The sequence below is a fragment of the Streptococcus parasanguinis ATCC 15912 genome (assembly GCF_000164675.2).
GTDB lineage: Bacteria > Bacillota > Bacilli > Lactobacillales > Streptococcaceae > Streptococcus > Streptococcus parasanguinis.
Genome location: NC_015678.1, coordinates 1,132,731 through 1,154,106 on the forward strand (window position 1 = coordinate 1,132,731; position 21,376 = coordinate 1,154,106).

The window sequence follows — 21,376 nt, forward strand, 5'->3', positions numbered from 1 at the left end:
CTAATCAGCCTTGTGGGGGCAGGACAACGAAGCAATCCCATACAACAGTGCTTCTGTCCTACTCCCTATTTTGACTTTATCCGCGAACGCCCTTTGTATGTATCTTAATAAGTCATGGAACTTCCTGGATTGCTGAAATCATCCACTGGATCATTTCACCTAACGTCCGTACTCACCTAATGAAAGTTTTTCAGAAGACTTTATCTTCAATCTGAAGAGGCTGGGACAAAAGTCCTAGCCTCTCAATTATTTTTGGATTGTCGAGCAAGACGCAGTGGTTGAGTGGGCTCTACTACGCTGATTTCATCAGCTTTTACAGCCCTACTCAACTGTGCGGAGGTGGGACGACGAAATCGAATTCTAACGAATTACCGATTTCTGTCCTACTCTCTTTTTAGTTGTCTTTCTTTGCTTCTTTTTGTTTTGCATGTTTTTCGTAGGCCTTCAGCTGGCGATCAAGTTCTTTTTTGATGGCTGGTTCTGGAGCGTATTTTTCTTCCCAATCATCTGGCTTCAGAATTTTGTGGGTTACTGGATCAAAGTGCGCCTTTCCATCTGGGAAAATCTTGCCCATATTGGCCCGGTGAACAATCTCAAAGACCTCTTCAGGATCGACCCCCATTAGAACAAAGCTACCATAAGTCAGATAGAGGGTATCAATCAAGGCATCAACCTGCCCTACCATGGAGATCTCAGCTGGATGTTTGCTACGAACCTTATCTGCAGCCTTATCCAAAGCTTCGTGAAGAGCTGCTACCGAGCGGTCAAATTCTTCCTCATTACGGCTAGCTGCTCGGACAAATTCTACCAACTCCTCTTGCTTGAACATGGTTCGATAAAGGGCTTCTTGAGGCTGCCAGACAACAGGTTTTTCTTGAGTTTCTCCATCCATCACGCCATGGAAGGTTTTGACCTTATTGAAGTGATCATCCTTAGAAAGAAAGAGTTCTTTCTCTGAGAGAATACCAAAGTGTTGCAGGGCCTTTTGGATGCCATCCTTGCCATTACTAGTCGTTGTATGCTTGGCAATCGCCTTGACACTGGTCGTTCCATTTCCCATCGCAATGGACAAGCCAACACCTGAAAGCATCTCTAAGTCATTATCAGAATCTCCAAAAGCCATCACCTCATCAATGTCAAAGCCAAATTCCTGACCAACGATGCGAATCCCTTCTAACTTGGAAATCCCCGGGTTGAGGACATCTGCCGCAAAAGGACTGGAACGTGTGAATTTCAGATGTGGAAACTCTTTTTCAATTTTTGCAGTCTCTTCTGGACTCGATAAGATCAACACTTGGTAGATCGGTTCTTGCGCGAGTGCAAAGAGGGTGTCCTGATCTTGTGGGACGACCTTGCTGACCACTTTGTTAAATCCACGACTGACTGTACGAGCCATTTTGCGGGGTACAAAGCGACTAGACCAGGTTGAAATAGGACTCATCCCAAAACTCATAATCCGAGAACCAAATACCCCATCCTTGCTACCGAGAGCAATTTCCTTACGGTGTTCTCGAGCATAGTCAATTAGTTGGTGCAGACTCTTTTTATCGATTGGGCTGGTAAACAACACGCGGTCCTTGGTCAAAATATACTGACCATTATAGGTCACTGCGAAATCAAAACCATAGCGTTCCATAAACGGTTTGACAAAGGCCGGTCCCCGCCCTGTCGCAAGGCCTACATAGATCCCTTCTTCCTTTAAAGACTGAATGGCTTTTTCTGTTGATTTTAGGACTGCTCGACTATCATTAACCAAGGTTCCATCGATATCAAAAAAGACTGCTTTTATTTCCATGTCTACTGTTTCTTTCTTTTTATGATAAAATAAATTATATCACATATTCCAAGGAGCTTCACATGTTTAAGAAAATTTTAGCACTACATACTGGAGGGACCATTTCGATGGCAGCAGATGACTCTGGAGCAGTGATTACCAATGAAGTCAATCCCATGACCCAAGTCACTTCACCAATTGAAGGAATTGCAGTCACCTCAGAGGACTTCTTCAACCTTCCCAGCCCTCAAATGACCCCTCGTCACATGTTAGCCCTATATCAAAAAATCAAAGAGGAAGCTCACAACTACGACGGCATCGTTATCACCCACGGGACAGATACGCTGGAAGAAACGGCTTATTTCTTGGATACCATGGAGTTACCAGAGATCGCTGTGGTCATTACAGGAGCTATGCGAAGCTCCAACGAGCTCGGAAGCGATGGCGTCTATAATTTTCTGACAGCCCTTCGAGTGGCTGCCGATCCAAAAGCACGCGATAAAGGCGTCTTAGTCGTCATGAACGATGAAATTCATGCGGCTAAGTACGTCACCAAAACCCATACCACCAATGTCAGCACCTTCCAGACACCAACCCACGGTCCACTAGGTTTGGTCATGAAAAAGGAAATCCTCTTCTTTAAAACAGCCGAGCCAAGGGTGCGCTTTGATCTCAATACCATCGATGGGTTCGTTCCGATCATTGCTACCTATGCAGGGATGAAAACCGATCTACTGGACATGCTGGATCTTTCAAAGCTCGATGGCCTCATTATCGAAGCCTTTGGAGCAGGAAACATCCCTAAAGAAACGGCACATAAACTCCAAGAATTCATGGATGCAGGACTTCCAATCGCTTTAGTATCACGCTGCTTCAACGGGATCGCTGAACCCGTCTACGCATATGAAGGAGGAGGCGTCCAACTCCATCAAGCAGGTGTCTTTTTCATCAAAGAATTAAATGCCCCCAAAGCTCGCATCAAACTTCTCATCGCCCTCAATGCTGGCCTGAAAGGACAAGAACTCAAAGACTATATCGAAGGGTAAAATAAGATACAAAGGGCATAGCGGATACAGTCAAAATAGAGAATACGACGAAGAATCCAAAAGATTCTAGGAGGATTCATCTTTTTGACACAATCCGCAGCCCGTGTTCAGTTAATAAGATACAAAGCCCGTAAAATACAATCTTAAAGGGAGTAGACTGGAATCCAAAGAATTTCCTCTCTACTCCTTTTTTATATTTTAGTCTAAATGTTCTTTCTTTTCTAAATAAAGCGAGAGCAAATGCCAATCGGGGTGTTCGCGCCAATCTGGCGTGGCTACGATCTGGCTGGCAACTTTCCTTGCTTCTTCCAGAATGGGATAATCTTCTACCAAATCCGCCACTTGAAATTCTGGAATCCCAGATTGACGGGTTCCAAAGATTTCACCTGAGCCTCTCATTTTCAAATCTTCTTCCGCCAGCACAAACCCATTGGTTGTCTCTGTCATGATTTTCATGCGCTGCTTGCCACTATCTGTCTTAGGGTTGGCTACTAGAATAGCATAGGATTGCTTGTTTCCCCGCCCAACCCGGCCTCGTAGCTGGTGAAGCTGACTAAGACCAAACCGATCTGCATCCATAATGACCATAACGGTTGCATTGGGTACGTTGACTCCTACTTCAATAACGGTCGTAGACACCAAAACATCGACTTGGTGCTCTTTAAAGGCCTGCATGATGGCATCTTTTTCTTCACTTTTCATCTTCCCGTGAAGAAGAGAAATGCGTGCTCGCTGACCAAAGAAGGCCTCTAGCTCTTCTTGGAGAGCAAGGGCGTTTTTCAAATCTAGCGCCTCTGACTCCTCAATCAATGGGGAAATAAAGTAAGCTTGAGAACCTTTGCCAAGTTCTTTGACTAACCAATCGAGAACCACTTCTAACTGCTCATGCTTGACCCAACGTGTGATGATTTCTTTGCGTCCCGCAGGCATCTGATCAATAATGGACACATCCATATCTCCAAAGGCTGTAATAGCCAAGGTCCGAGGGATGGGGGTCGCCGTCATCATCAGAACGTCTGGATTTTGTCCTTTTTCTCGAAGAATACGGCGCTGGGAAACCCCAAAACGGTGCTGCTCATCAATAATGACCAAGCCAAGATCTTGGTAGTGAACTCCCTCTTGAATCAAGGCATGTGTTCCCACAATCAGTTGAACTGTTCCTGATGCGATCTCTTCTAAGACTTCTCGTTTCTCAGCCACCTTTAACCCTCCTGTTAGAAGGGCAATTGGCAAATCTGGAAAAAGATTTTGCAAGCTTTCCTTGTGCTGCTCTGCCAAAATCTCCGTTGGAACCATCAAGGCTGCTTGCTTCCCAGCGCTTAAGGCTGCATACATAGCAAGACCGGCCACGACTGTCTTCCCGCTTCCTACATCCCCTTGAAGCAAGCGGTTCATATGATAAGGAGAAGCCATATCTGTCAAGATTTCATTCAAGCTGTTTTCTTGAGCTTGCGTTAGCTCAAAAGGAAGCTGTTTTTTTCGTTCTGCTAATTTTTCTGGATCACAGGCCAAGGAAATCCCTTGGCTGGCATCGTGGTTTTCTTCTTTTAGCACTTGGAGTTGCAGCTGGAAAAAGAGGAGCTCTTCAAATTTTACCCGGCGAAGAGCTTGCTTGTACTCTGCCAGATCCTTAGGAAAATGCATAGCTTGCACTGCTTGGGAACGAGACATGAGTTGATAACGATCTCGTAAGATTTGGGGTACATTCTCTTCTAAAAGCTGGTCCAAGCCCTGGTCGAATGCTATTTTGATCAATTTCACCAGGCTGTTTTGGCTGACTCCTTGTGTCACTCGATAGACCGGCTGCAAATCATCTTCCACTTGAGCCAGGAGTTTCATCCCTGTCAAACTCCCCTTGGCCTTGTCCCATTTCCCAAAAATCGCCACTGTCTGCTGAACCTCAATTTTGTCTGCTAGATAGGGTTGGTTGAAAAAATTAACCGCAATGACCTGGTCTCCCTGTTTGATCGAAAAACGCAAGCGATTTCGTTTGTAGCCATAATATTGGACATTGGCTGGTGTTGCTACCACCCCAGAGATGACGGCTTTTTCCCCATCTTCCAACTCTAAAACATTGCGCGTTTTGAAGTCTTCATAGCGAAAGGGGAAATACAAGAGCAGATCTTCTAAGGTTTCAATCCCTAACTTTTTAAATTTTTCCGCCGATTTTGGACCGACTCCAGGCAGTACCGATAAGGGTTGGTGTAGATTCATTTCTCCTCCTTTCTTTTATAAAAAAGCAGGTCCATCCGGGAAAATCCCACCTGCTTCTTCTTATTCTTCACCTGTATAGTCACGAGGAATCCGATCACTCAAGAGACAGACCACTTCATAATTAATAGTACCACGGTAATCTGCAACCTCTGTTGCCGTGATTTCTTTCTCGCCCTCGCGTCCAATCAGGGTAACCTTGGTCCCCAGAGGCAATTCTTCGGGAAGGCGAACCGTTACCTGGTCCATCGAAACGCGACCAACAATGGGACAATAATCACCCTTAATCAGTACATGGAAATTTTGCATCTCTCGGATCCAGCCATCCGCATAGCCGATAGGAATCGTCCCGATCCATTGGGATTCTTCCGTCGTATAGGTTGCCCCGTAGCCAATATCTTGACCAGCTTCTAACTGTTTCACATGAACTAATTCGCTCACCAAACTCAAAGCTGGCTTGATTTCATAAGGCAAGGCTAGCACAGAACCACTCGGATTCAAACCATACATGACATCTCCCAAGCGCACAGCTGTGAAAATCGTATCCGCATGCCACAAAGAGGTAGCAGAATTACTAGCATGGACAATAGGAGGAAGGGTTTCAAGAGCAGCCAATACTTCTTTGAAAAAGTGGTATTGCGCTTGGAATTTTCGATCATCTGCTTCATCTGCTGTCGCAAAATGAGTAAAGATTCCTTCAATTTCAGCTCCAGCTGCCAAGAGGAGGCGTTCAGCCACTTTGATGTCTTCGATAGTTCGGAATCCGATCCGCCCCATTCCTGAATCCACCTTGATATGGACCTTCAATCCTGAAAGATCTGCTTCTTCTCCAAGCAATTGGTCCAACCAAGCAAGACTGGCCACCGTTAAGCGGATGTCATGCTCTTTGGCTAGATTCACTGTTTCACTTGGCACAACTCCCAAAATCAAAATAGGGTGTTGCAAGCCTTCTTCACGGATTTCGAGGGCTTCATCCATATTGGAAACACAAAAACCATCTACCTGAGGCGCCAATTTTTGGGTTACTGCAACGACCCCATGACCATAGGCGTTGGCCTTGACGACTGCATATTTCAAAGCTTGACTCGGAATATGCTCACTGACTTGTTGCACATTAAAGGCAATGGCATCCAAATCGACTCTTGCAACAGTTGGTCTATGTTTACTTGCTTTCATTTTTTTCCTCCAAAATGACACTGGTCGACACTAGGTCTCCCTTGTGACTGATCGAAATCCATACCTTCCCAGAAAAAGGAGACTTGGAAAAATAGGGGGCTCCGTGGGCATCATTTAAAATTTCTAAATCTTGAAAACCAACCGGTCCAATCCCTGTTCCCATTGCCTTCGAAAAGGCTTCTTTGGCGGACCATCGGCCCGTTAAATATTCCATTTTCCGTTTCCCAGACAATTCCTCAAAGCGCTCTCGCTCAGCCTCGGTTAAGACCTTTTCAGCGAATCGAGTATTCTTCTGATAGGCTTTTTCAATCGCAGCGATCGATTCGATATCGATGCCATGTCCTTTGATCATCTTGTTTTATCCTTATTTATTGTTTCAGTATCGTTTTACTGACAAAAGAGAAGGGGCTAAAGAATCACTCCTTCCGCCCCTGCCTTTTACTTATTCATCGTTGCAATTTCTTTGACCAAAGCCTGTGTTTTTTCCCAACCTAGGCAAGGGTCTGTGATGGATTGACCATAAACCACTGGCTCATTTTGACGGCCATCTTCTAGATAGGATTCAATCATGAAACCACGAACTAAAGTTGCCAAATCCTTGTTCCAAGCACGGTTCATCATGGTTTCTCTCACGATGCGTACTTGCTCTTCGAATTGTTTGCCAGAATTGTCATGGTTGGTATCCACCAGAATGAAAGGATGTTGCAAGCCCATTTCGCTATAGCGTTTTGCTGCCGCTAGCAAATCTTCATAATGGTAATTAGGAATATTCTTACCACTTGCATCCAAGCCTCCACGAAGGATCGCATGGGCTAAAGGATTTCCTGATGTTTCCACTGCTTGGGCATTGAACAAAAAGTTTTGGGGGTGTTGAGCCGCATAAATCGCATTGAACATAACAGAAAGATTTCCAGAAGTTGGATTCTTCATACCTGTCGGAGCAGAGATCCCACTAGATACAAAGCGGTGCTCCTGATCTTCAACCGAACGCGCTCCAATGGCATGATAGGAAATCAAATCTTCAACATAAGGAAGACTTGCTGGATAAAGCAACTCATCCGCAGTTGTCAAACCAGTTCCTGTAATCACACGATAGTGGAGATGTCGGACTGCCTTCAAACCATCCACAAAGCTTGGTGCTGCATGTGTATCTGGTTGGTGCATCAAGCCTTTATAGCCATCCCCATTGGTCCGAGGTTTAGCCGTATAGACCCGCATCACAATGAAAATCTGATCTTTGACTTGCTCTTGCAAGTCTGCCAAGCGACGGGCATAGTCCATCACAGCTTCTTCATTATCAGAAGAGCAAGGTCCAATCACAAGAAGGATCCGTTGGTCTTCTCCTTTGATAATAGCTTCCAACTCTCGATCACGCGCTTCTTTGCGCTCCAAGGCTGGACCTTCCAAGCGGTAAAGCGAAGTGATCTCTTGCTCATCAATCTTATTACTCTTTGTAATGAATACCATACAGCCTCCTTTTGTTTCTATACCTTCATCTCTCTTCTCATTGAGAAAAAATCAAAATTTACGTCCGTGACAGTTTTTAAATTTCTTACCTGAACCACATGGACACAAATCGTTACGTTTCACTTGTGACAAATCAATGCCTGACGGAATATCTTGTTGCGCTGCAATATTGCGAGTCGCAGTTGTTGAAATACTGTGTTCCGTACGTGGACGTTCTTGCTCGTGAATTTGGGCTTTCATCATGAGACGAGTCACATCAAATTCAATCGATCCGATCATATCGTTAAACATACGGAAACTTTCCGATTGGTATTCTACCACTGGGTTATTTTGCGCATATCCACGGAGTCCAACGGCATTTCGCAATTGATCTAAGGCATCAATATGGTCAGTCCACTTGCTGTCCACCACACGAAGGATCAAGACTTTTTGGAATTCTTGCACAGACTCTTCGTCACGCAATTTCGCTACTTGACTAGCATAGATTTCTTCTGCACGTGCATACAAGTAATCAATGACTTCCTTGTCAGATTTTCCTTCAATATCACTTTCAGAAATGGTATCTTCAGGAACCAAATTGTATTTGGCAAAGTTCAGAATCGCTTCAATACGTTCTTCCTTGCTTGAATGGCTAGCTCCTTCAACAATTCGTTTGATGGTCCGTTTGATCATGGCCTTGATTTCAGGTGCCAAGTCACGGTTAGCTGTGATGACATCATAGCGTTCAGCGTAGATAATTTCCCGTTGTTCCCGCATCACGTCATCGTATTGAAGGACTTGTTTACGGGTATCGTAGTTGTTTCCTTCAACCCGTTTTTGAGCACCCTCTACCTGACGGGTGAACATGTTTGAACGAATCACCGATTCTTCTTCGCTCAACTTGAAACGATCAAGCACTGCTTTGATCCGTTCAGAACCGAAACGACGCATCAATTCATCTTCAAGAGACAAGTAGAATTGAGATTCACCTGGATCCCCTTGACGTCCTGAACGTCCACGAAGCTGGTTATCGATCCGACGGCTTTCGTGACGTTCTGTCCCGATGACACAAAGACCACCGAGTTCGCGAACCCCTTCACCAAGCTTGATATCGGTACCACGCCCGGCCATGTTGGTCGCAATGGTAACAGCACCACGTTGACCAGCGTTCATGATGATTTGCGCTTCTTTGTAGTGGTTTTTCGCATTCAAAACTTCGTGAGGGACACCTGCTTGAACCAACAATTGAGAAAGGTAATCACTGGTTTCAACGGCAACGGTACCTACTAGGACTGGTTGACCTTTTTCATGACGAGACTTGACATCTTCCACAACAGCCTTGAATTTTGATTTCAAGCTTGGGTAGAGAAGGTCTGGATGGTCAATACGGGCAATCGGACGGTTGGTTGGAATTGGAATCACGCGAATGTTATAAATTTCACGGAATTCTTCTTCTTCAGTTTTCCCTGTCCCTGTCATCCCTGATAACTTCTTGTACATACGGAAGAGGTTTTGGTAAGTAATGGATGCAGATGTTTTGGTTTCTTCTTGAACTGGAACACCTTCTTTAGCTTCGATCGCTTGGTGAAGACCATCAGAATAACGGCGACCTTCCATGGTCCGACCAGTAAATTGGTCGACGATCAAGATTTCTTGATCTTCGCTAACCACATAGTCGATATCCAAGATCATGATGTAGTTTGCGCGAAGGGCGTTGTCGATAAAGTGAGTCAAAGCTACGTTTTCAATATCATACAAGTTTTCAAGATTAAAGTAGCTTTCCGCCTTATCGATTCCTGAATCAGACAAACCGATGGTTTTAGATGGGACATCGATAATGTAATCATCCTCTGTCAAAGTCTTCACATAAGCATCTGTCATGTGATAGAGCTGGCTCGTATCAGAAGCTGTCTGACCAGAAACGATCAACGGTGTACGAGCTTCGTCAATCAAGATCGAGTCTACCTCATCAACCAAGGCATAGTTCAATGGACGTTGAACCATGTTTTCTGCACGAACAACCATGTTGTCACGCAAGTAGTCAAACCCGATCTCTGAGTTGGTTGAGTAAGTGATATCACAGAGGTAAGCTTCTTTTTTCTCAGCTGGAGATTTCGCTGCAAGGTTGATCCCTACTGAAAGGCCTAGCCATGAGTAAAGTTCTCCCATCTCTGTTGCATCCCGCTCTGTCAAATATTCATTGACAGTAACAACGTGCACCCCTTTGCCAGACAAGGCATTCAAGTATACCGGCATGGTTGCTGTCAGGGTTTTTCCTTCCCCTGTACGCATCTCTGGAACGTCACCATGGTGAAGGACGATTCCCCCCATGACCTGAACCTTGTATGGGAACAAACCAAGGACCCGTTTTGCCCCTTCACGAACAACTGCAAAAGCCTCGTACAAGAGATCATCTAAAGACTCACCATCTTGGTAGCGTTGCTTAAACTCAACTGTTTTCGCTTTTAATTCATCATCTGTCAAAGCTGCCATTTGCTCTTCATAAGAAAAGACCTTGTCAGCCATTTTTTCAAGGCGTTTGATTTCGCCTCGATCATTTTCAATAATTGTTTTTAATAAATTTGCCATTTTTTTCCTTACTTTGAAACTTCCAAAATCTAAAATGTTCTTTTAATTTTAGCATTTTTCTAATATTTTTTCAAGATTAAGACTATGTCTTACAGGACTTTTGAATGGATACTATTCCTCTCAGATCATTCAAAAAATGCCTGCCAAAGCAGACATCTTATAACATAGAAAAAACTATTTTTAAGTAGAATAAGTTAAGTGATTCTGTATTGAAATCATAATGAGTTCTAATATTTAAAATGAATCAAGAATATACTAAAACTTTTCTAACAGCGGAAAGTTTTTTAGACAGCTTTATTTTTAATCCGAATTGCCTCTCAAACAGATATCTTTTCTTTATGCGATGGTTATTCAGACAAATGGTAAGAATAACTTGCCACAACTACTTCTTCATGCCAACGAAGAGCGTACTTCAATTTCAAACTCATTTGGTTGTGGAGAATATTTTGCCAATGTTTTTTAGGAATGAATTGAGGGACTAAGACTGTGACGGTGTTGCCTTTTTCCTTGGCCTCCTCAGCTACTTTTGAGACAAATTCAACTGTTGGTTGGATAATATCCCGGTAACTCGTCATGACATTTTCAAAGCGAATATGAGGGAAATAATGCTTAAATTCTTCTGCTACCTCGGCATCTTTGACCTTGGTTTCTTCCGTTGAGACGTGCATTGCCACAACATCGTTTCCTAGGCTATTTGCATAACTCATAGCTCCCACACTTACCTGAGTGACATTCCCAACAAGGACAATCACGGTATTCCCCACATAACTTGTCTTTTCAATCTGACCTCCCAAGCGCAATTGGGCCGCAACTTTATCATAGTGATTACGAATGCTCAAGAACATCCAAAGCAAGAGACCAATAATAGGGAAGAAGGGCCAAATCTCACGCAAACGGAATAATAAGAGGATCAAGACAATCCCATAACAGATGGCTGCCCCCAGGATATTGGCAAGCGAATACTTAAGAAATCCTTTTTGATATTGGCGTTTCCAGTGGATCACCATCCCTGTTTGAGAAAGGGCAAAAGGAATGAAGACCCCAATGGTATAAAGCGGAATCAAACTTTCTGTTTGCCCATCAAAGATCAAGAGCAAGACGATGGCACCAATCGCCAAGGTTAAAATCCCATTGGAATAGCCCAGACGATCCCCTTTTTCCATATACATGTGTGGCATGTATTTGTTTTTAGCCATGTTAAAGGCCAACATTGGAAAGGCTGAGAAACCGGTATTCGCCGCAACTGCCAAGATCAAGGCTGTTGATAATTGGAAGACGTAAAAGAAGGCTTTTCCGACTGGGGAATTCCCTAAGATAGCTTGGGCCATTTGGGCTAGAGTTGTTACCCCTTTTGCTGGAACGACACCCACCCAGTAATTGAGGAAGGTAATCCCTGCAAACATGATCCCCAAAATCAAAGCCATAATGGTCAAAGTAGAGGCCGCATTCTTTGCTTTTGGTTTCTTAAAGAAAGGAACCGAATTGGAGATAGCTTCAACCCCTGTTAGGGAAGCTGATCCACTTGTAAAGGCCCTCAATAAGAGAATGACACTAACCCCTGAAATGGTTTGACCCACATGAGCAGTTGCGTTATAGGCCAAATGGCCCGTCAAAATTTGGATCACACCATAGCCAATCAAGGCAATGGTACTGACAATGAACAGGTAGACCGGAATCATCAACGATGTGGCCGATTCGCGCAGTCCCCGAAGGTTCATCAGCATCAAAATCAAGACCAACAAAATGGAAATGTGAAGATTATAAGGATGAAGAGATGGAATCGCTGACGTGATGGCATCTGCACCGGAAGAAACAGATACCGCTACTGTCAGCATGTAGTCGACCAAGAGACTGCCACCAGCGATCAATCCCGCTTTGGGAGACAAATTCTCCGTAGTCACCATGTAGGCCCCTCCCCCTTGAGGGTAGGCATGAATGACCTGACGATAAGAAATCGTTAAACTAGCTAGAAGAATCAGGACCACAATCCCAATTGGAATGGACCACCAAATAGCTCCTGCTGATACCGTCATCAAGACCAAGATAACTTGCTCTGGACCATAGGCAATAGAAGAAAGTGCGTCACTAGAGAGCATGGCCAAGGCCTGCATTTTCCCAAGCAATCCGCCTTCACCTTCTGCACCAGATTTCAACGGACGGCCAATAAACCATTTTTTCAATGTTGAAAACATAAAAAACTCCTTGAAAAAAGATCATGAGGCCGGGAATTCCCTGCCTCTTTTCATAAAACAGGGGTTATTCTACTCCTTTTTTTCAAGACTGTCAACTAAAATTGTGAAATTTTCATAAAGCTTTCATTGTGTTCATTCAAGCTCTCTTAGATCGGTCCGCTTCTTTTCAAATTGATCCAAGCAAAAAACGAGGCTGGGACAAAAATCCTAGCCTCTCAATTATTTTTGGATTGTCGAGCAAGACGCAGTGGTCGAGTGGGCTCTACTACGCTGATTTCATCAGCTTATACAGCCCTACTCAACTGTGCGGAGGTGGGACGACGAAATCGAATTCTAACGAATTACCGATTTCTGTCCCACTCTCACTTTTTTATTTTGCTTGATTTTCGACATAAAAGGCAATGACATCCGAAGTGTACTGGGCTGTGCCAGCTCCAAACTTGTCGATGTTTTCCTTGAATTCTGGATTATAGACATAGCCTTTGCCGATATGGCCAAAAACCTCTATAGAGCAGTCAAATCCATACGTTCGAATCGCATCTAAAAGTTTGGCGGCTTCTTCTTGGTTTTCCGATGCTGTTACTGGCAAACCAGCTTGGAGGTTTTTCGCCAAGACTTGGAAGACTTGATTAAAGGCTCTTGTCGCCTCCTCTTCTCGACCTTTTTGACGTTCAAGCGCTTGGTCCATGACTTCTTGACCGTACTTATCTACCGCCTCTTGCCGGTATTTTTGAGTATCTTGGTAGCTAAATCCAGTAAATTTTTCCTCAATGGTCATTTTTCTTTCTCCTTTTTGTTCTTGAATGGTTTTTTGCAAGGTAGAAATCAAGGTATCCAGACGTTGTCTTTTTTGAGTCAAATAGTCCAACTGTTTGGTCAAATGGAGCAATAAGTTAGATTTTTCTTCGGCTAAGAGTTCTGCTATTTGGTCTAAGGAAAATCCTAGATACTTGTAGTAGAGAATCACCTGTAATCGTTCTAAATCTTCTTGACTGTATGTCCGATAACCATTTTCAGATTTCACAGGGACGAGAAGTCCTATCTTATCATAGTGGTGCAAGGTCTTGACAGAGACACCTGACAGCTCTGCAGCTTCTTTGATATGGTACATGATTTCCTCCTTACAAGGATAGTATAATCCCTCCCCTTAGGTCAGAGTCAAGACTTAACATAAAAAATTGTTTTCAGATAAAAAAGGCTTGAGTTGTTTCACAGCTTTTAACCCAAACCCTTTCTTTTTTATGGATGACTTACGATCAATTCTAAACCTTGCCCTTCCAAAGTCCAAGATTCAACATCGCTCGGTAAGATAAAGTGGCTTCCCTTTTGAATAGGATAATCCTTTCCATCTACCGTCAATTTCCCTTCTCCGGCTAAGACACTCAATAAGCTGTAATCAGCAGTCTTTTCAAAATCAGCTTTTCCAGTCAGTTCCCACTTATAAACAGTGAAGAAATCACTGGCAACCAAGGTGGTCATTCGAAGATCATCGATCACAACTGTATCTGGATGGCTATTGGCAGGCTCTCCAATGTTCAAGACATCAATTGATTTTTCCAAGTGAAGTTCCCGCAAGTTTCCTTGAGCATCCTTGCGGTCAAAATCATAAACCCGGTAAGTGGTGTCACTCGACTGTTGGGTTTCAAGAATCAAAATTCCAGATCCAATGGCGTGCATGGTCCCACTTGGCACATAGAAGAAATCTCCAGCCTTGACAGGAACTTTTGTCAGCAAGGCATCCCAGTCCTTATCCTCAATTTGCTGGCGGAGTTCTTCTTTTGACTTGGCATTATGTCCATAGATAATCTCAGATCCTTCATCAGCCGCAATCACGTACCAACACTCAGTTTTTCCAAGTTCTCCTTCATGCTCCATTGCATAGGTATCATCTGGGTGCACCTGTACACTGAGCCAATCGTTGGCATCCAAAATCTTTGTTAATAAAGGAAAGACAGGCTCTTTACGATTACCGAATAATTCCCGATGCTCTTGATAGAGCTGATCCAATCCCATTCCTTCGTATGGACCATTGGCTACTTTAGAAACTCCATGTGGATGGGCTGAAATCGCCCAAAATTCACCGACATGGTCGCTCGGAATTTCGTAACCAAATTCTTCTTTCAGACGAGTTCCTCCCCAAATTTTTTCCTGCATGACTGAATGTAAAAATAATGGTTGTCCCATAATATCCTCCTCGCATTTCATGTTTCTATTATACAAAAAAAGAAAGTTTTTGAAAGCCCTTTCTATTGTTTTCCTCTCTCGCCAGAAACTTTATTTTTGTGTATAATGAAAGGGATGACACTAAAAGAAAACATTATCCAACTGGCGCATTCTATTGGGATTTCAAAAATTGGATTTACAACTGCTGATGACTTCGCTTATTTGGAAAAATCGCTCCGCTTGGCCGTTGAGGAAGGACGGAATTCTGGATTCGAGCATAAGAATATTGAAGAGCGCATCCAACCCAAATTAAGTCTCTCCTCCGCCAAGACCATCATCTCAATCGCTGTCGCCTACCCCCACAAACTCAAGCAACAACCTCAAAAAACAGCCTATAAAAGAGGAAAATTCACTCCCAACAGCTGGGGATTAGACTACCATTATGTCCTTCAAGACAAGCTCAACCGTTTAGCTGCTGGGATTGAAGAAATGACGCAAGATTTTGAATATAAGGGCATGGTCGATACTGGAGCACTGGTTGATACGGCTGTCGCCCAACGAGCAGGGATTGGCTTTATCGGAAAAAATGGCTTGGTCATTTCAAAAGAATACGGTTCTTACATGTTTCTGGGGGAATTGATTACCAATCTCGAAATTGAACCAGATCAGCCTGTCGACTATGGTTGTGGAGACTGTCGACGTTGTTTAGATGCATGCCCAACCTCCTGTTTAATCGGAGATGGCTCTATGAATGCCAAACGCTGTTTGTCCTTCCAAACTCAGGACAAGGGCATGATGGACCTAGAATTTCGCAAGAAAATTAAAACGGTCATCTATGGATGTGACATCTGTCAGATTAGCTGCCCTTATAACAAAGGGCTAGATAATCCCTTAGCAACAGAAATCGATCCAGATCTGGCTCATCCAGAATTGCTTCCCTTTATAGAACTGTCCAACGGACAATTTAAGGAAAAATTCGGGCATGTTGCTGGAAGCTGGCGAGGTAAGAATATCCTCCAACGCAATGCCATTATCGCACTGGCCAATGCCAATGACCGCTCATCCATCCCTAAACTCCTGAACATCATCGAGACCTCGCAAAATCAGATCCATATCGCAACGGCTATCTGGTCTTTAGGGCAACTGCTACGTGAAGTCACGCCGGACCTTGTTGAGCTCTTACGGAATATCAAACATCCGACCGATGCTATCATAGAAGAACGAACAGCTTTCTTTGAAAAATTCGGCATTCAGGCAGATTCACAGCTACAATGAAAAAACACTAAGATTGTAACCTTAGTGTTTTTTTAGTTCCTTCAAGAAATACCAACTACCCATCTCTACTTGGTTAAAGCAAATCTCACTTGAATAGACTTCCTTGTAGCCATTTTTTGTATAAAAATAGACATTTCCTTTGGTATTGGTATAAAAGGCTAGTTTTTTTCCTTGGATCTCTTCCAAGAAAGGCTCAATTCCTTCTGTCATAAATCGACTGCCATAGCCCTGCCGTTGGTGTTTAGGGGCGACTGCGAGAAGCATCAAATACCAATCAAAGTCTACATTTTGCTCCAATTCCTTATCCGTGTCCTCCATAAATTTAAAGTAGGCCAACATATTTTTCAAGGAAATAAACTTGAGCAAACCGAATCCCCCATTTAAGAGATAGGCCCGAAAAGGAATCGGTCCCTTTTGCAACAAGGCAACTGCATAAATTTCATCATTTTGTTCTGCCACAAGGCACATATGGTGCTTAAGAAAAACCTTTACCAGGATGCGCATCATTGCCTCAACAAAGGCAGGATATTGCTTGGGATCCCGAACCAAATCCTTGATGACTTTTAAAAATAGATAGTCCTCAAAGGCTGTACTGGCTACTCGAACCACCTGATCCAGATCTGCTTTTTCTGCTTTTCTGTACTTCATCGCCTCTCCTCTTCTATGTTATCTTACTAGTATACAATACCAGTCGCCATTATACAAAGGTCATTTTTTAGCAATTTGTTCATTTAAACCAGCCAAAAAAGTCCTCCCCAGGCGAGTCCCAGTCCCCAAGCGACGAGGACATCCTTGGGATAATGAACCCCTCCAAGAACTCGGACAAGGGCTAATAGAAGAGATAGAAGCATGGAGCACATTCCTAGCGGAAGAGACAACTGACAGACACACATGGAGATAATGGTCGCCGAAAAAACATGTCGGCTAGGAAAGGAATGACCGGATGAATTTTTTTCTAATAAGGGTTGAATGTCCCATTTCTCATAAGGTCTCGGAACATTGACCCAATGACGAAAGAGGCTAAATAAGACAAAACCCGACGCAGGAATCCAGATGAAAGACCAGATTCCTCCCATTGAAGTTTTCTTTAAAAACAGCCAACAAAAGACCAGGACGTAGATGCCTGGCATGGCAAACGTCAAAATTCGATTCATCCTTTGAAGGACCTGTACAAGATATGGTTCTCTCGAAAAGGGCAGGGTTAGCCAACGATAAAATTTCGGATAATCTCGAAGGTTCGTTTTCATATTGGTCCCCCTGTCTTTTATCATTTTTTCGTACTACTAGTATACGCGATCCTTAGAAAACCTGTCAAGCAAGGCTTCTTTTTTCTTATTTCTAGCTTTTTTCTCACTATCAGGCATCTGAAGTCAATCTTATTCTCAACAAGATTCGTCTTTTCCATTCCTTCTTCCAGCATAAAAATAGGATAGAAGCACTCAGAATTGCCTTCTATCCTATTTTTCACTTTACATTTCACGCCCTTTGTATCTTGTTGTTACGCCACTTCTTCTGTGAATTGGCTATTATAGAGATCAGCATAGAAACCATTTTGGCTCATGAGTTCTTGGTGGTTACCCTGCTCGATAATATTTCCATCTTTCATCACAAGAATCAGATCCGCATTGCGGATAGTGGACAAGCGATGGGCAATAACAAAGGAGGTTCGGCCTTCCATGAGTTTGTCCATGGCTTTTTGAATCAACTCTTCTGTACGGGTATCGACAGATGAGGTTGCTTCATCCAAGATAAGAAGCGGGGCGTCCTTCAAGAGGGCACGCGCAATGGTCAAGAGTTGCTTTTGACCAACGGACAAGGTCACTGAATCATCTAATACAGTATCATAGCCATTCGGCAAGGTCCGAATAAAGTGATGGACCCCAACCGCTCGGGTTGCCGCTTCGACTGCTTCATCTGAAATATCGGTTTGATTGAAGACAAGATTTTCCCGAATGGTCCCTTCAAAGAGCCAGGTATCTTGTAAGACCATCGAAAAGGCATCATGAACTTCTTCGCGGCTTATGGACTTAGTATCCACACCATCGATGGCAATTTTACCAGCTTGAATGTCATAAAAGCGCATCAAGAGATTGACCATAGTGGTCTTACCAGCACCTGTCGGACCAACAATAGCCACTTTTTGCCCCGGTTTGGCTTCAGCAGTAAAGTCATGGATAATAGTCTTATCTGGTGAATAACCAAAGCGCACATGCTCAAAGGTGACATGACCTTCGGGTGTTTCCAATTGACGTGTTTTTTGGGATTCATCTTCCATTTCTTCTTCGTCTAAGAATTCAAAGACACGCCCCATAGCAGCACTAGCTGATTGCAATTGGGTAATTCCTTGCGCCATTTGACCAATTGGTTGGGTAAAGATGCGGACATAGGTCATAAAGGCCACAATGGTCCCGATGGTAATATCCCCATTAATGGTGAGGACAGCCCCAACGATACAGACCATGACATAACCAAAATTCCCTACAAACTGCATCAAGGGCATCATGATTCCTGAGAAGAATTGGGATTTCCACATGCTATGGTACAAATCTTGGTTGATGGCATCAAAATGATCTTTGGCCTGATGACGGCCATTGTAGGAAATGACGACATTGTGTCCACTATAGATTTCTTCGACATAGCCTGAAACTTTGGCAAGATTATCTTGTTGCTGTTTAAACAAAGGCTGACTCTTAACCATAATAATGCTAGAAAGAGCAAAGCCACCAAAAACAGAAAGGATGGCGGTCAAAGCTAAATGCCAGTCCGTCTTAAACATCATAAAAATGGAGCCGATCAATAAGACGATGGAGGAGACCATTTGAACCAAGCTTTGGTTAAAGGATTGGGTCATCAAATCCACGTCATTGGTCACACGAGACAAGGTATCTCCTTGTTCATGGCTATCAAAATATTGGAGGGGCACGCGATTGATCTTCTCAGCAATGGCATTGCGCAAGCGTTCTGCAAAGCGCTGAATCATGGTTGAGATAATGAAACTACTGCTGTAGGACACCAGTGCTCCAACTCCATAAAGGATGGCTAAGGTCAGGGCAATCGAAGTGATCTTATCAATATCAATGGCGCCTCCCATCCCTTTTGTAATGGTATCTGTAATTTCTTTTAACTTATCCGGTCCAATAACCGTGATTACACTCGATACGATCGAAAAGAGGATAGCAATTCCCAAAAATAGGTGGAAGCCCTTCAAATAGGGAGAAAGTTGGCTCCAAAGGGATGTTTTTTGTTTTGTCTTATGCATGTTCCAACTCCTCCTTAGATAATTGTGAATAGGCAATTTCTTGATAGACTTCATTGGTCGCAAGCAATTCCTTGTGGGTACCTTGACCGACGACCTTCCCTTGATCCAAGACCAAAATCAAATCTGCATCCATAATAGTCGAAATCCGTTGGGCAACGATCAATCTAGTCGTATCTGCAAGCTCTTCTTTCAAGGCTTGTCGCAGAATCCGATCCGTTTTGTAATCCAGGGCTGAGAAGGAATCATCAAAGATGAGGATCTCGGGCTTGCGAGCCAGGGCCCGTGCAATGGCCAAGCGTTGCCGTTGACCGCCAGAGAAGTTGCTTCCTCCTTGCGCTACTTCTGTATCCAAGCCTTTTTCTTTTGCGGCCACAAACTCTTTGGCTTGGGCCAATTCAAGAGCTTTCCAGATGGCTTCATCCTCTAATTTTCCTTGACTACTTTCTCCAAATTCCATATTGGAGCGAATCGTGTCGCTAAAGAGCACTGCTTTTTGGGGAATGTAGCCGACTTTATTGTTCAATTCTTGGTGGCTATAGCCCTTGACATTGACGCCATCCACTAAGATCTTTCCTTCTGTCGCATCGTAAAAACGTGGGATTAAATTGACCAAAGTGGATTTCCCAGAACCAGTTGATCCGATGAAGGCAACAGTTTGTCCTTTCTGAGCTGAGAAGGTCACGTGTTCAATCACAGCACGAGAAGTCCGTCCATAGCGAAAGGAAACATCTTGAAATTCTACACTTCCTTTTTCTCCAGACTCAGTATTGGACTCAGATGGAAAATCAACAGACGGCTCTAGAGCCAAGACCTGATTAATCCGTTTTGCGGATACCAAAGCACGAGGAAGAATAATCAAGATGGCCACCATCATCATAAAGCCAATGACAACCTGCATGGCGTAAGAGGAGAAGGTGATCATATCGGAGAAGACCTTGGTCCGATCCGCTAATGCAGGACTGGTGAAGATCTTTGTAGGATCTTTTGGCATGGCGATATCATTGATCAAGTGCGCCCCAATCCAGTAGATAGCAAGGGTCAACCCACTTGATACCACTGTCATGACAGGGTTCATCAAAGACATCAAACGGTAAACAAAGAGATTTAGACGGGTTAAGCCCTTGTTTTCAGCCTGGAATTTTTCATTTTGATAAGCTTCCGCATTGTAAGCACGAACGACCCGCACCCCAGTCAAACTCTCCCGTGTCGTCGCATTCAAGTCATCGGTCAAGCCCTGAACCTTTTGCTGGCGCGGAAAGGCAATCAGAACCAGAACAGAAAGCAGAATCAAGACCATCAAGACTGCTATCCCAACAGACGTTGTCCAAGCATCGCTCTTGCCCCAAATCTTGGTCAAAGCCCAAATTGCCATAATGGGACCACGCGTCACGACTTGCATCCCCATGACGATCATGATTTGTAACTGGGTCAAATCATTGGTCGTCCGAGTCAAAAGAGAGGGAACGGAGAATTTCTTGATCTCGGCATCAGAGTAATCCATCACTTGATGAAAAATCTCTCCTCGAAGTCGCGTCGTAAAGCTGGCAGCGACTCTTGAAGCTAAAAAGCCCACAAAAACTGCCATCAAAAAGCTTCCAAAAGAGAAGAGCAACATCTTGCTTCCCGGATCCATGATATCCGAAACCTTGGTCCCCTCCTTGGCTAAGAGGGTCGTGATATCGGATAAGTATTCAGGAGTCTTTAAATCCATCCAAACAGCCAGACAGATAAAGACCGTACTAAGGGCAATCATGCCCCATTCTTTGGCGGTTAACCGCCGAAACATATTGATCATTCCTCGCTCCTTTTTTTCATATTCTCATAAAATTGATGCATGACCTTGAAAAAGATGGCCAATTCTTCTTCTGATACACCAGCCATCATCTTCTGGTCCACTTCCTCAAAGAATTGTTTCATGTCATTCAACTTGTTTTTTACACTGTCTGTTAGGTAGACATACTTGGCCCGTTTATCGGTCGGACTAGCCTTTAAATAAATAAAGCCATTTTTCTCCATCCGCTTGATCAGGTTACTCGTCACGGATTTTGCGATATGAAGTTCCTGCTCAACATCCCGAATCAAGGTCACTTTTCCCTCCTTTTCACGATGAGATAAGAAGCTCAATACCTGACCTTGGGGTCCTGCGCTAAATTCGAGCCCTCTCTTCTTGGCCTCTCTTTCTACCATGAGGTGAATGAGATGGCCGATCTTTTTAAATTCTTGTAACGGTTTGTCCATCATTCCT

The 21,376-nt window shown here is 43.7% G+C and carries 16 protein-coding genes; 2 read left to right on the forward strand and 14 right to left on the reverse strand.

Translation table 11 applies throughout. The features are described from left to right. Positions 1-394: 394 nt before the first annotated feature. Entirely contained in the window at positions 395-1,795 is a 1,401-nt protein-coding gene (locus tag HMPREF0833_RS05410; protein WP_013904075.1) for a Cof-type HAD-IIB family hydrolase, read from the reverse strand. A gap of 62 nt (positions 1,796-1,857) precedes the next feature. Here HMPREF0833_RS05410 and HMPREF0833_RS05415 point away from each other — a divergent pair, with 62 nt between their 5' ends. Then, a complete protein-coding gene (locus HMPREF0833_RS05415; RefSeq protein ID WP_003008546.1) occupies positions 1,858-2,820 on the forward strand; it encodes an asparaginase in 963 nt (320 codons plus the stop codon). Between the two features lie 198 nt (positions 2,821-3,018). Here the strand turns inward: HMPREF0833_RS05415 and recG are convergent, their stop codons facing one another. From recG to manA, 8 genes are all read right to left on the reverse strand, one after another. Beyond that, positions 3,019-5,034 (reverse strand): ATP-dependent DNA helicase RecG, encoded by a 2,016-nt coding sequence (gene recG / locus HMPREF0833_RS05420; RefSeq protein ID WP_013904076.1) that lies wholly within the window; start codon positions 5,032-5,034, stop codon positions 3,019-3,021. 60 nt (positions 5,035-5,094) lie between these two features. Next, complete coding sequence (gene alr / locus HMPREF0833_RS05425) at positions 5,095-6,207, reverse strand: alanine racemase (protein WP_013904077.1); 1,113 nt, start codon at positions 6,205-6,207, stop codon at positions 5,095-5,097. Beyond that, a complete protein-coding gene (acpS, locus tag HMPREF0833_RS05430; RefSeq protein ID WP_013904078.1) occupies positions 6,194-6,559 on the reverse strand; it encodes a holo-ACP synthase in 366 nt (121 codons plus the stop codon). Before acpS ends, alr begins: the two co-directional genes overlap by 14 nt. Positions 6,560-6,645: 86 nt before the next feature. Then, the gene (locus HMPREF0833_RS05435) at positions 6,646-7,674 is read right to left on the reverse strand and encodes a 3-deoxy-7-phosphoheptulonate synthase (protein ID WP_013904079.1); all 1,029 of its coding nucleotides are present in this window, start codon (positions 7,672-7,674) and stop codon (positions 6,646-6,648) included. Positions 7,675-7,725: 51 nt separating this feature from the next. Further along, entirely contained in the window at positions 7,726-10,242 is a 2,517-nt protein-coding gene (gene secA / locus HMPREF0833_RS05440; protein ID WP_013904080.1) for a preprotein translocase subunit SecA, read from the reverse strand. Positions 10,243-10,589: 347 nt separating this feature from the next. Further along, positions 10,590-12,434 carry an APC family permease gene (locus HMPREF0833_RS05445; protein ID WP_003014500.1) on the reverse strand — a complete coding sequence of 615 codons (1,845 nt, stop codon included), beginning with the start codon at positions 12,432-12,434 and terminating at the stop codon, positions 10,590-10,592. A gap of 370 nt (positions 12,435-12,804) precedes the next feature. Continuing rightward, entirely contained in the window at positions 12,805-13,545 is a 741-nt protein-coding gene (locus tag HMPREF0833_RS05450; RefSeq protein ID WP_003015140.1) for a MerR family transcriptional regulator, read from the reverse strand. 128 nt (positions 13,546-13,673) lie between these two features. Then, a complete protein-coding gene (gene manA, locus HMPREF0833_RS05455; RefSeq protein WP_041818357.1) occupies positions 13,674-14,618 on the reverse strand; it encodes a mannose-6-phosphate isomerase, class I in 945 nt (314 codons plus the stop codon). A gap of 114 nt (positions 14,619-14,732) precedes the next feature. Here manA and queG point away from each other — a divergent pair, with 114 nt between their 5' ends. Next, positions 14,733-15,872 (forward strand): tRNA epoxyqueuosine(34) reductase QueG, encoded by a 1,140-nt coding sequence (gene queG / locus HMPREF0833_RS05460; RefSeq protein ID WP_041818358.1) that lies wholly within the window; start codon positions 14,733-14,735, stop codon positions 15,870-15,872. Positions 15,873-15,893: 21 nt separating this feature from the next. On the opposite strand, the gene HMPREF0833_RS05465 is transcribed toward queG, so the two are convergent. The 5 genes from HMPREF0833_RS05465 to HMPREF0833_RS05485 all read right to left on the reverse strand — a co-directional run bounded on the left by HMPREF0833_RS05465 (position 15,894) and on the right by HMPREF0833_RS05485 (position 21,369). Beyond that, the gene (locus tag HMPREF0833_RS05465) at positions 15,894-16,520 is read right to left on the reverse strand and encodes a GNAT family N-acetyltransferase (protein ID WP_013904083.1); all 627 of its coding nucleotides are present in this window, start codon (positions 16,518-16,520) and stop codon (positions 15,894-15,896) included. Between the two features lie 83 nt (positions 16,521-16,603). Next, positions 16,604-17,119, reverse strand: a complete 516-nt coding sequence (locus tag HMPREF0833_RS05470; protein WP_041818498.1) for a phosphatase PAP2 family protein — start codon at positions 17,117-17,119, stop codon at positions 16,604-16,606. A gap of 251 nt (positions 17,120-17,370) precedes the next feature. Then, positions 17,371-19,131, reverse strand: a complete 1,761-nt coding sequence (locus HMPREF0833_RS05475; RefSeq protein WP_013904086.1) for an ABC transporter ATP-binding protein — start codon at positions 19,129-19,131, stop codon at positions 17,371-17,373. After that, positions 19,124-20,926, reverse strand: coding sequence for an ABC transporter ATP-binding protein (locus HMPREF0833_RS05480; protein WP_013904087.1), 1,803 nt, complete (start codon positions 20,924-20,926; stop codon positions 19,124-19,126). The genes HMPREF0833_RS05475 and HMPREF0833_RS05480 overlap by 8 nt, the downstream gene beginning before the upstream one ends. Further along, positions 20,923-21,369, reverse strand: a complete 447-nt coding sequence (locus tag HMPREF0833_RS05485; protein ID WP_041818359.1) for a MarR family winged helix-turn-helix transcriptional regulator — start codon at positions 21,367-21,369, stop codon at positions 20,923-20,925. The genes HMPREF0833_RS05480 and HMPREF0833_RS05485 overlap by 4 nt, the downstream gene beginning before the upstream one ends. Positions 21,370-21,376: the final 7 nt, after the last annotated feature.

What these genes read in the sequence shown, in the direction of transcription:
- manA (WP_041818357.1), bottom strand. Translation starts at nt 14,618, where the DNA reads ATGGGACAACCATTATTTTTACATTCAGTCATGCAGGAAAAAATTTGG.
- HMPREF0833_RS05485 (WP_041818359.1), bottom strand. Translation starts at nt 21,369, where the DNA reads ATGGACAAACCGTTACAAGAATTTAAAAAGATCGGCCATCTCATTCAC.
- alr (WP_013904077.1), bottom strand. Translation starts at nt 6,207, where the DNA reads ATGAAAGCAAGTAAACATAGACCAACTGTTGCAAGAGTCGATTTGGAT.
- HMPREF0833_RS05475 (WP_013904086.1), bottom strand. Translation starts at nt 19,131, where the DNA reads ATGCATAAGACAAAACAAAAAACATCCCTTTGGAGCCAACTTTCTCCC.
- HMPREF0833_RS05450 (WP_003015140.1), bottom strand. Translation starts at nt 13,545, where the DNA reads ATGTACCATATCAAAGAAGCTGCAGAGCTGTCAGGTGTCTCTGTCAAG.
- queG (WP_041818358.1), top strand. Translation starts at nt 14,733, where the DNA reads ATGACACTAAAAGAAAACATTATCCAACTGGCGCATTCTATTGGGATT.
- HMPREF0833_RS05410 (WP_013904075.1), bottom strand. Translation starts at nt 1,795, where the DNA reads ATGGAAATAAAAGCAGTCTTTTTTGATATCGATGGAACCTTGGTTAAT.
- secA (WP_013904080.1), bottom strand. Translation starts at nt 10,242, where the DNA reads ATGGCAAATTTATTAAAAACAATTATTGAAAATGATCGAGGCGAAATC.
- HMPREF0833_RS05465 (WP_013904083.1), bottom strand. Translation starts at nt 16,520, where the DNA reads ATGAAGTACAGAAAAGCAGAAAAAGCAGATCTGGATCAGGTGGTTCGA.
- HMPREF0833_RS05480 (WP_013904087.1), bottom strand. Translation starts at nt 20,926, where the DNA reads ATGATCAATATGTTTCGGCGGTTAACCGCCAAAGAATGGGGCATGATT.
- recG (WP_013904076.1), bottom strand. Translation starts at nt 5,034, where the DNA reads ATGAATCTACACCAACCCTTATCGGTACTGCCTGGAGTCGGTCCAAAA.
- HMPREF0833_RS05415 (WP_003008546.1), top strand. Translation starts at nt 1,858, where the DNA reads ATGTTTAAGAAAATTTTAGCACTACATACTGGAGGGACCATTTCGATG.
- HMPREF0833_RS05435 (WP_013904079.1), bottom strand. Translation starts at nt 7,674, where the DNA reads ATGGTATTCATTACAAAGAGTAATAAGATTGATGAGCAAGAGATCACT.
- HMPREF0833_RS05445 (WP_003014500.1), bottom strand. Translation starts at nt 12,434, where the DNA reads ATGTTTTCAACATTGAAAAAATGGTTTATTGGCCGTCCGTTGAAATCT.
- HMPREF0833_RS05470 (WP_041818498.1), bottom strand. Translation starts at nt 17,119, where the DNA reads ATGAAAACGAACCTTCGAGATTATCCGAAATTTTATCGTTGGCTAACC.
- acpS (WP_013904078.1), bottom strand. Translation starts at nt 6,559, where the DNA reads ATGATCAAAGGACATGGCATCGATATCGAATCGATCGCTGCGATTGAA.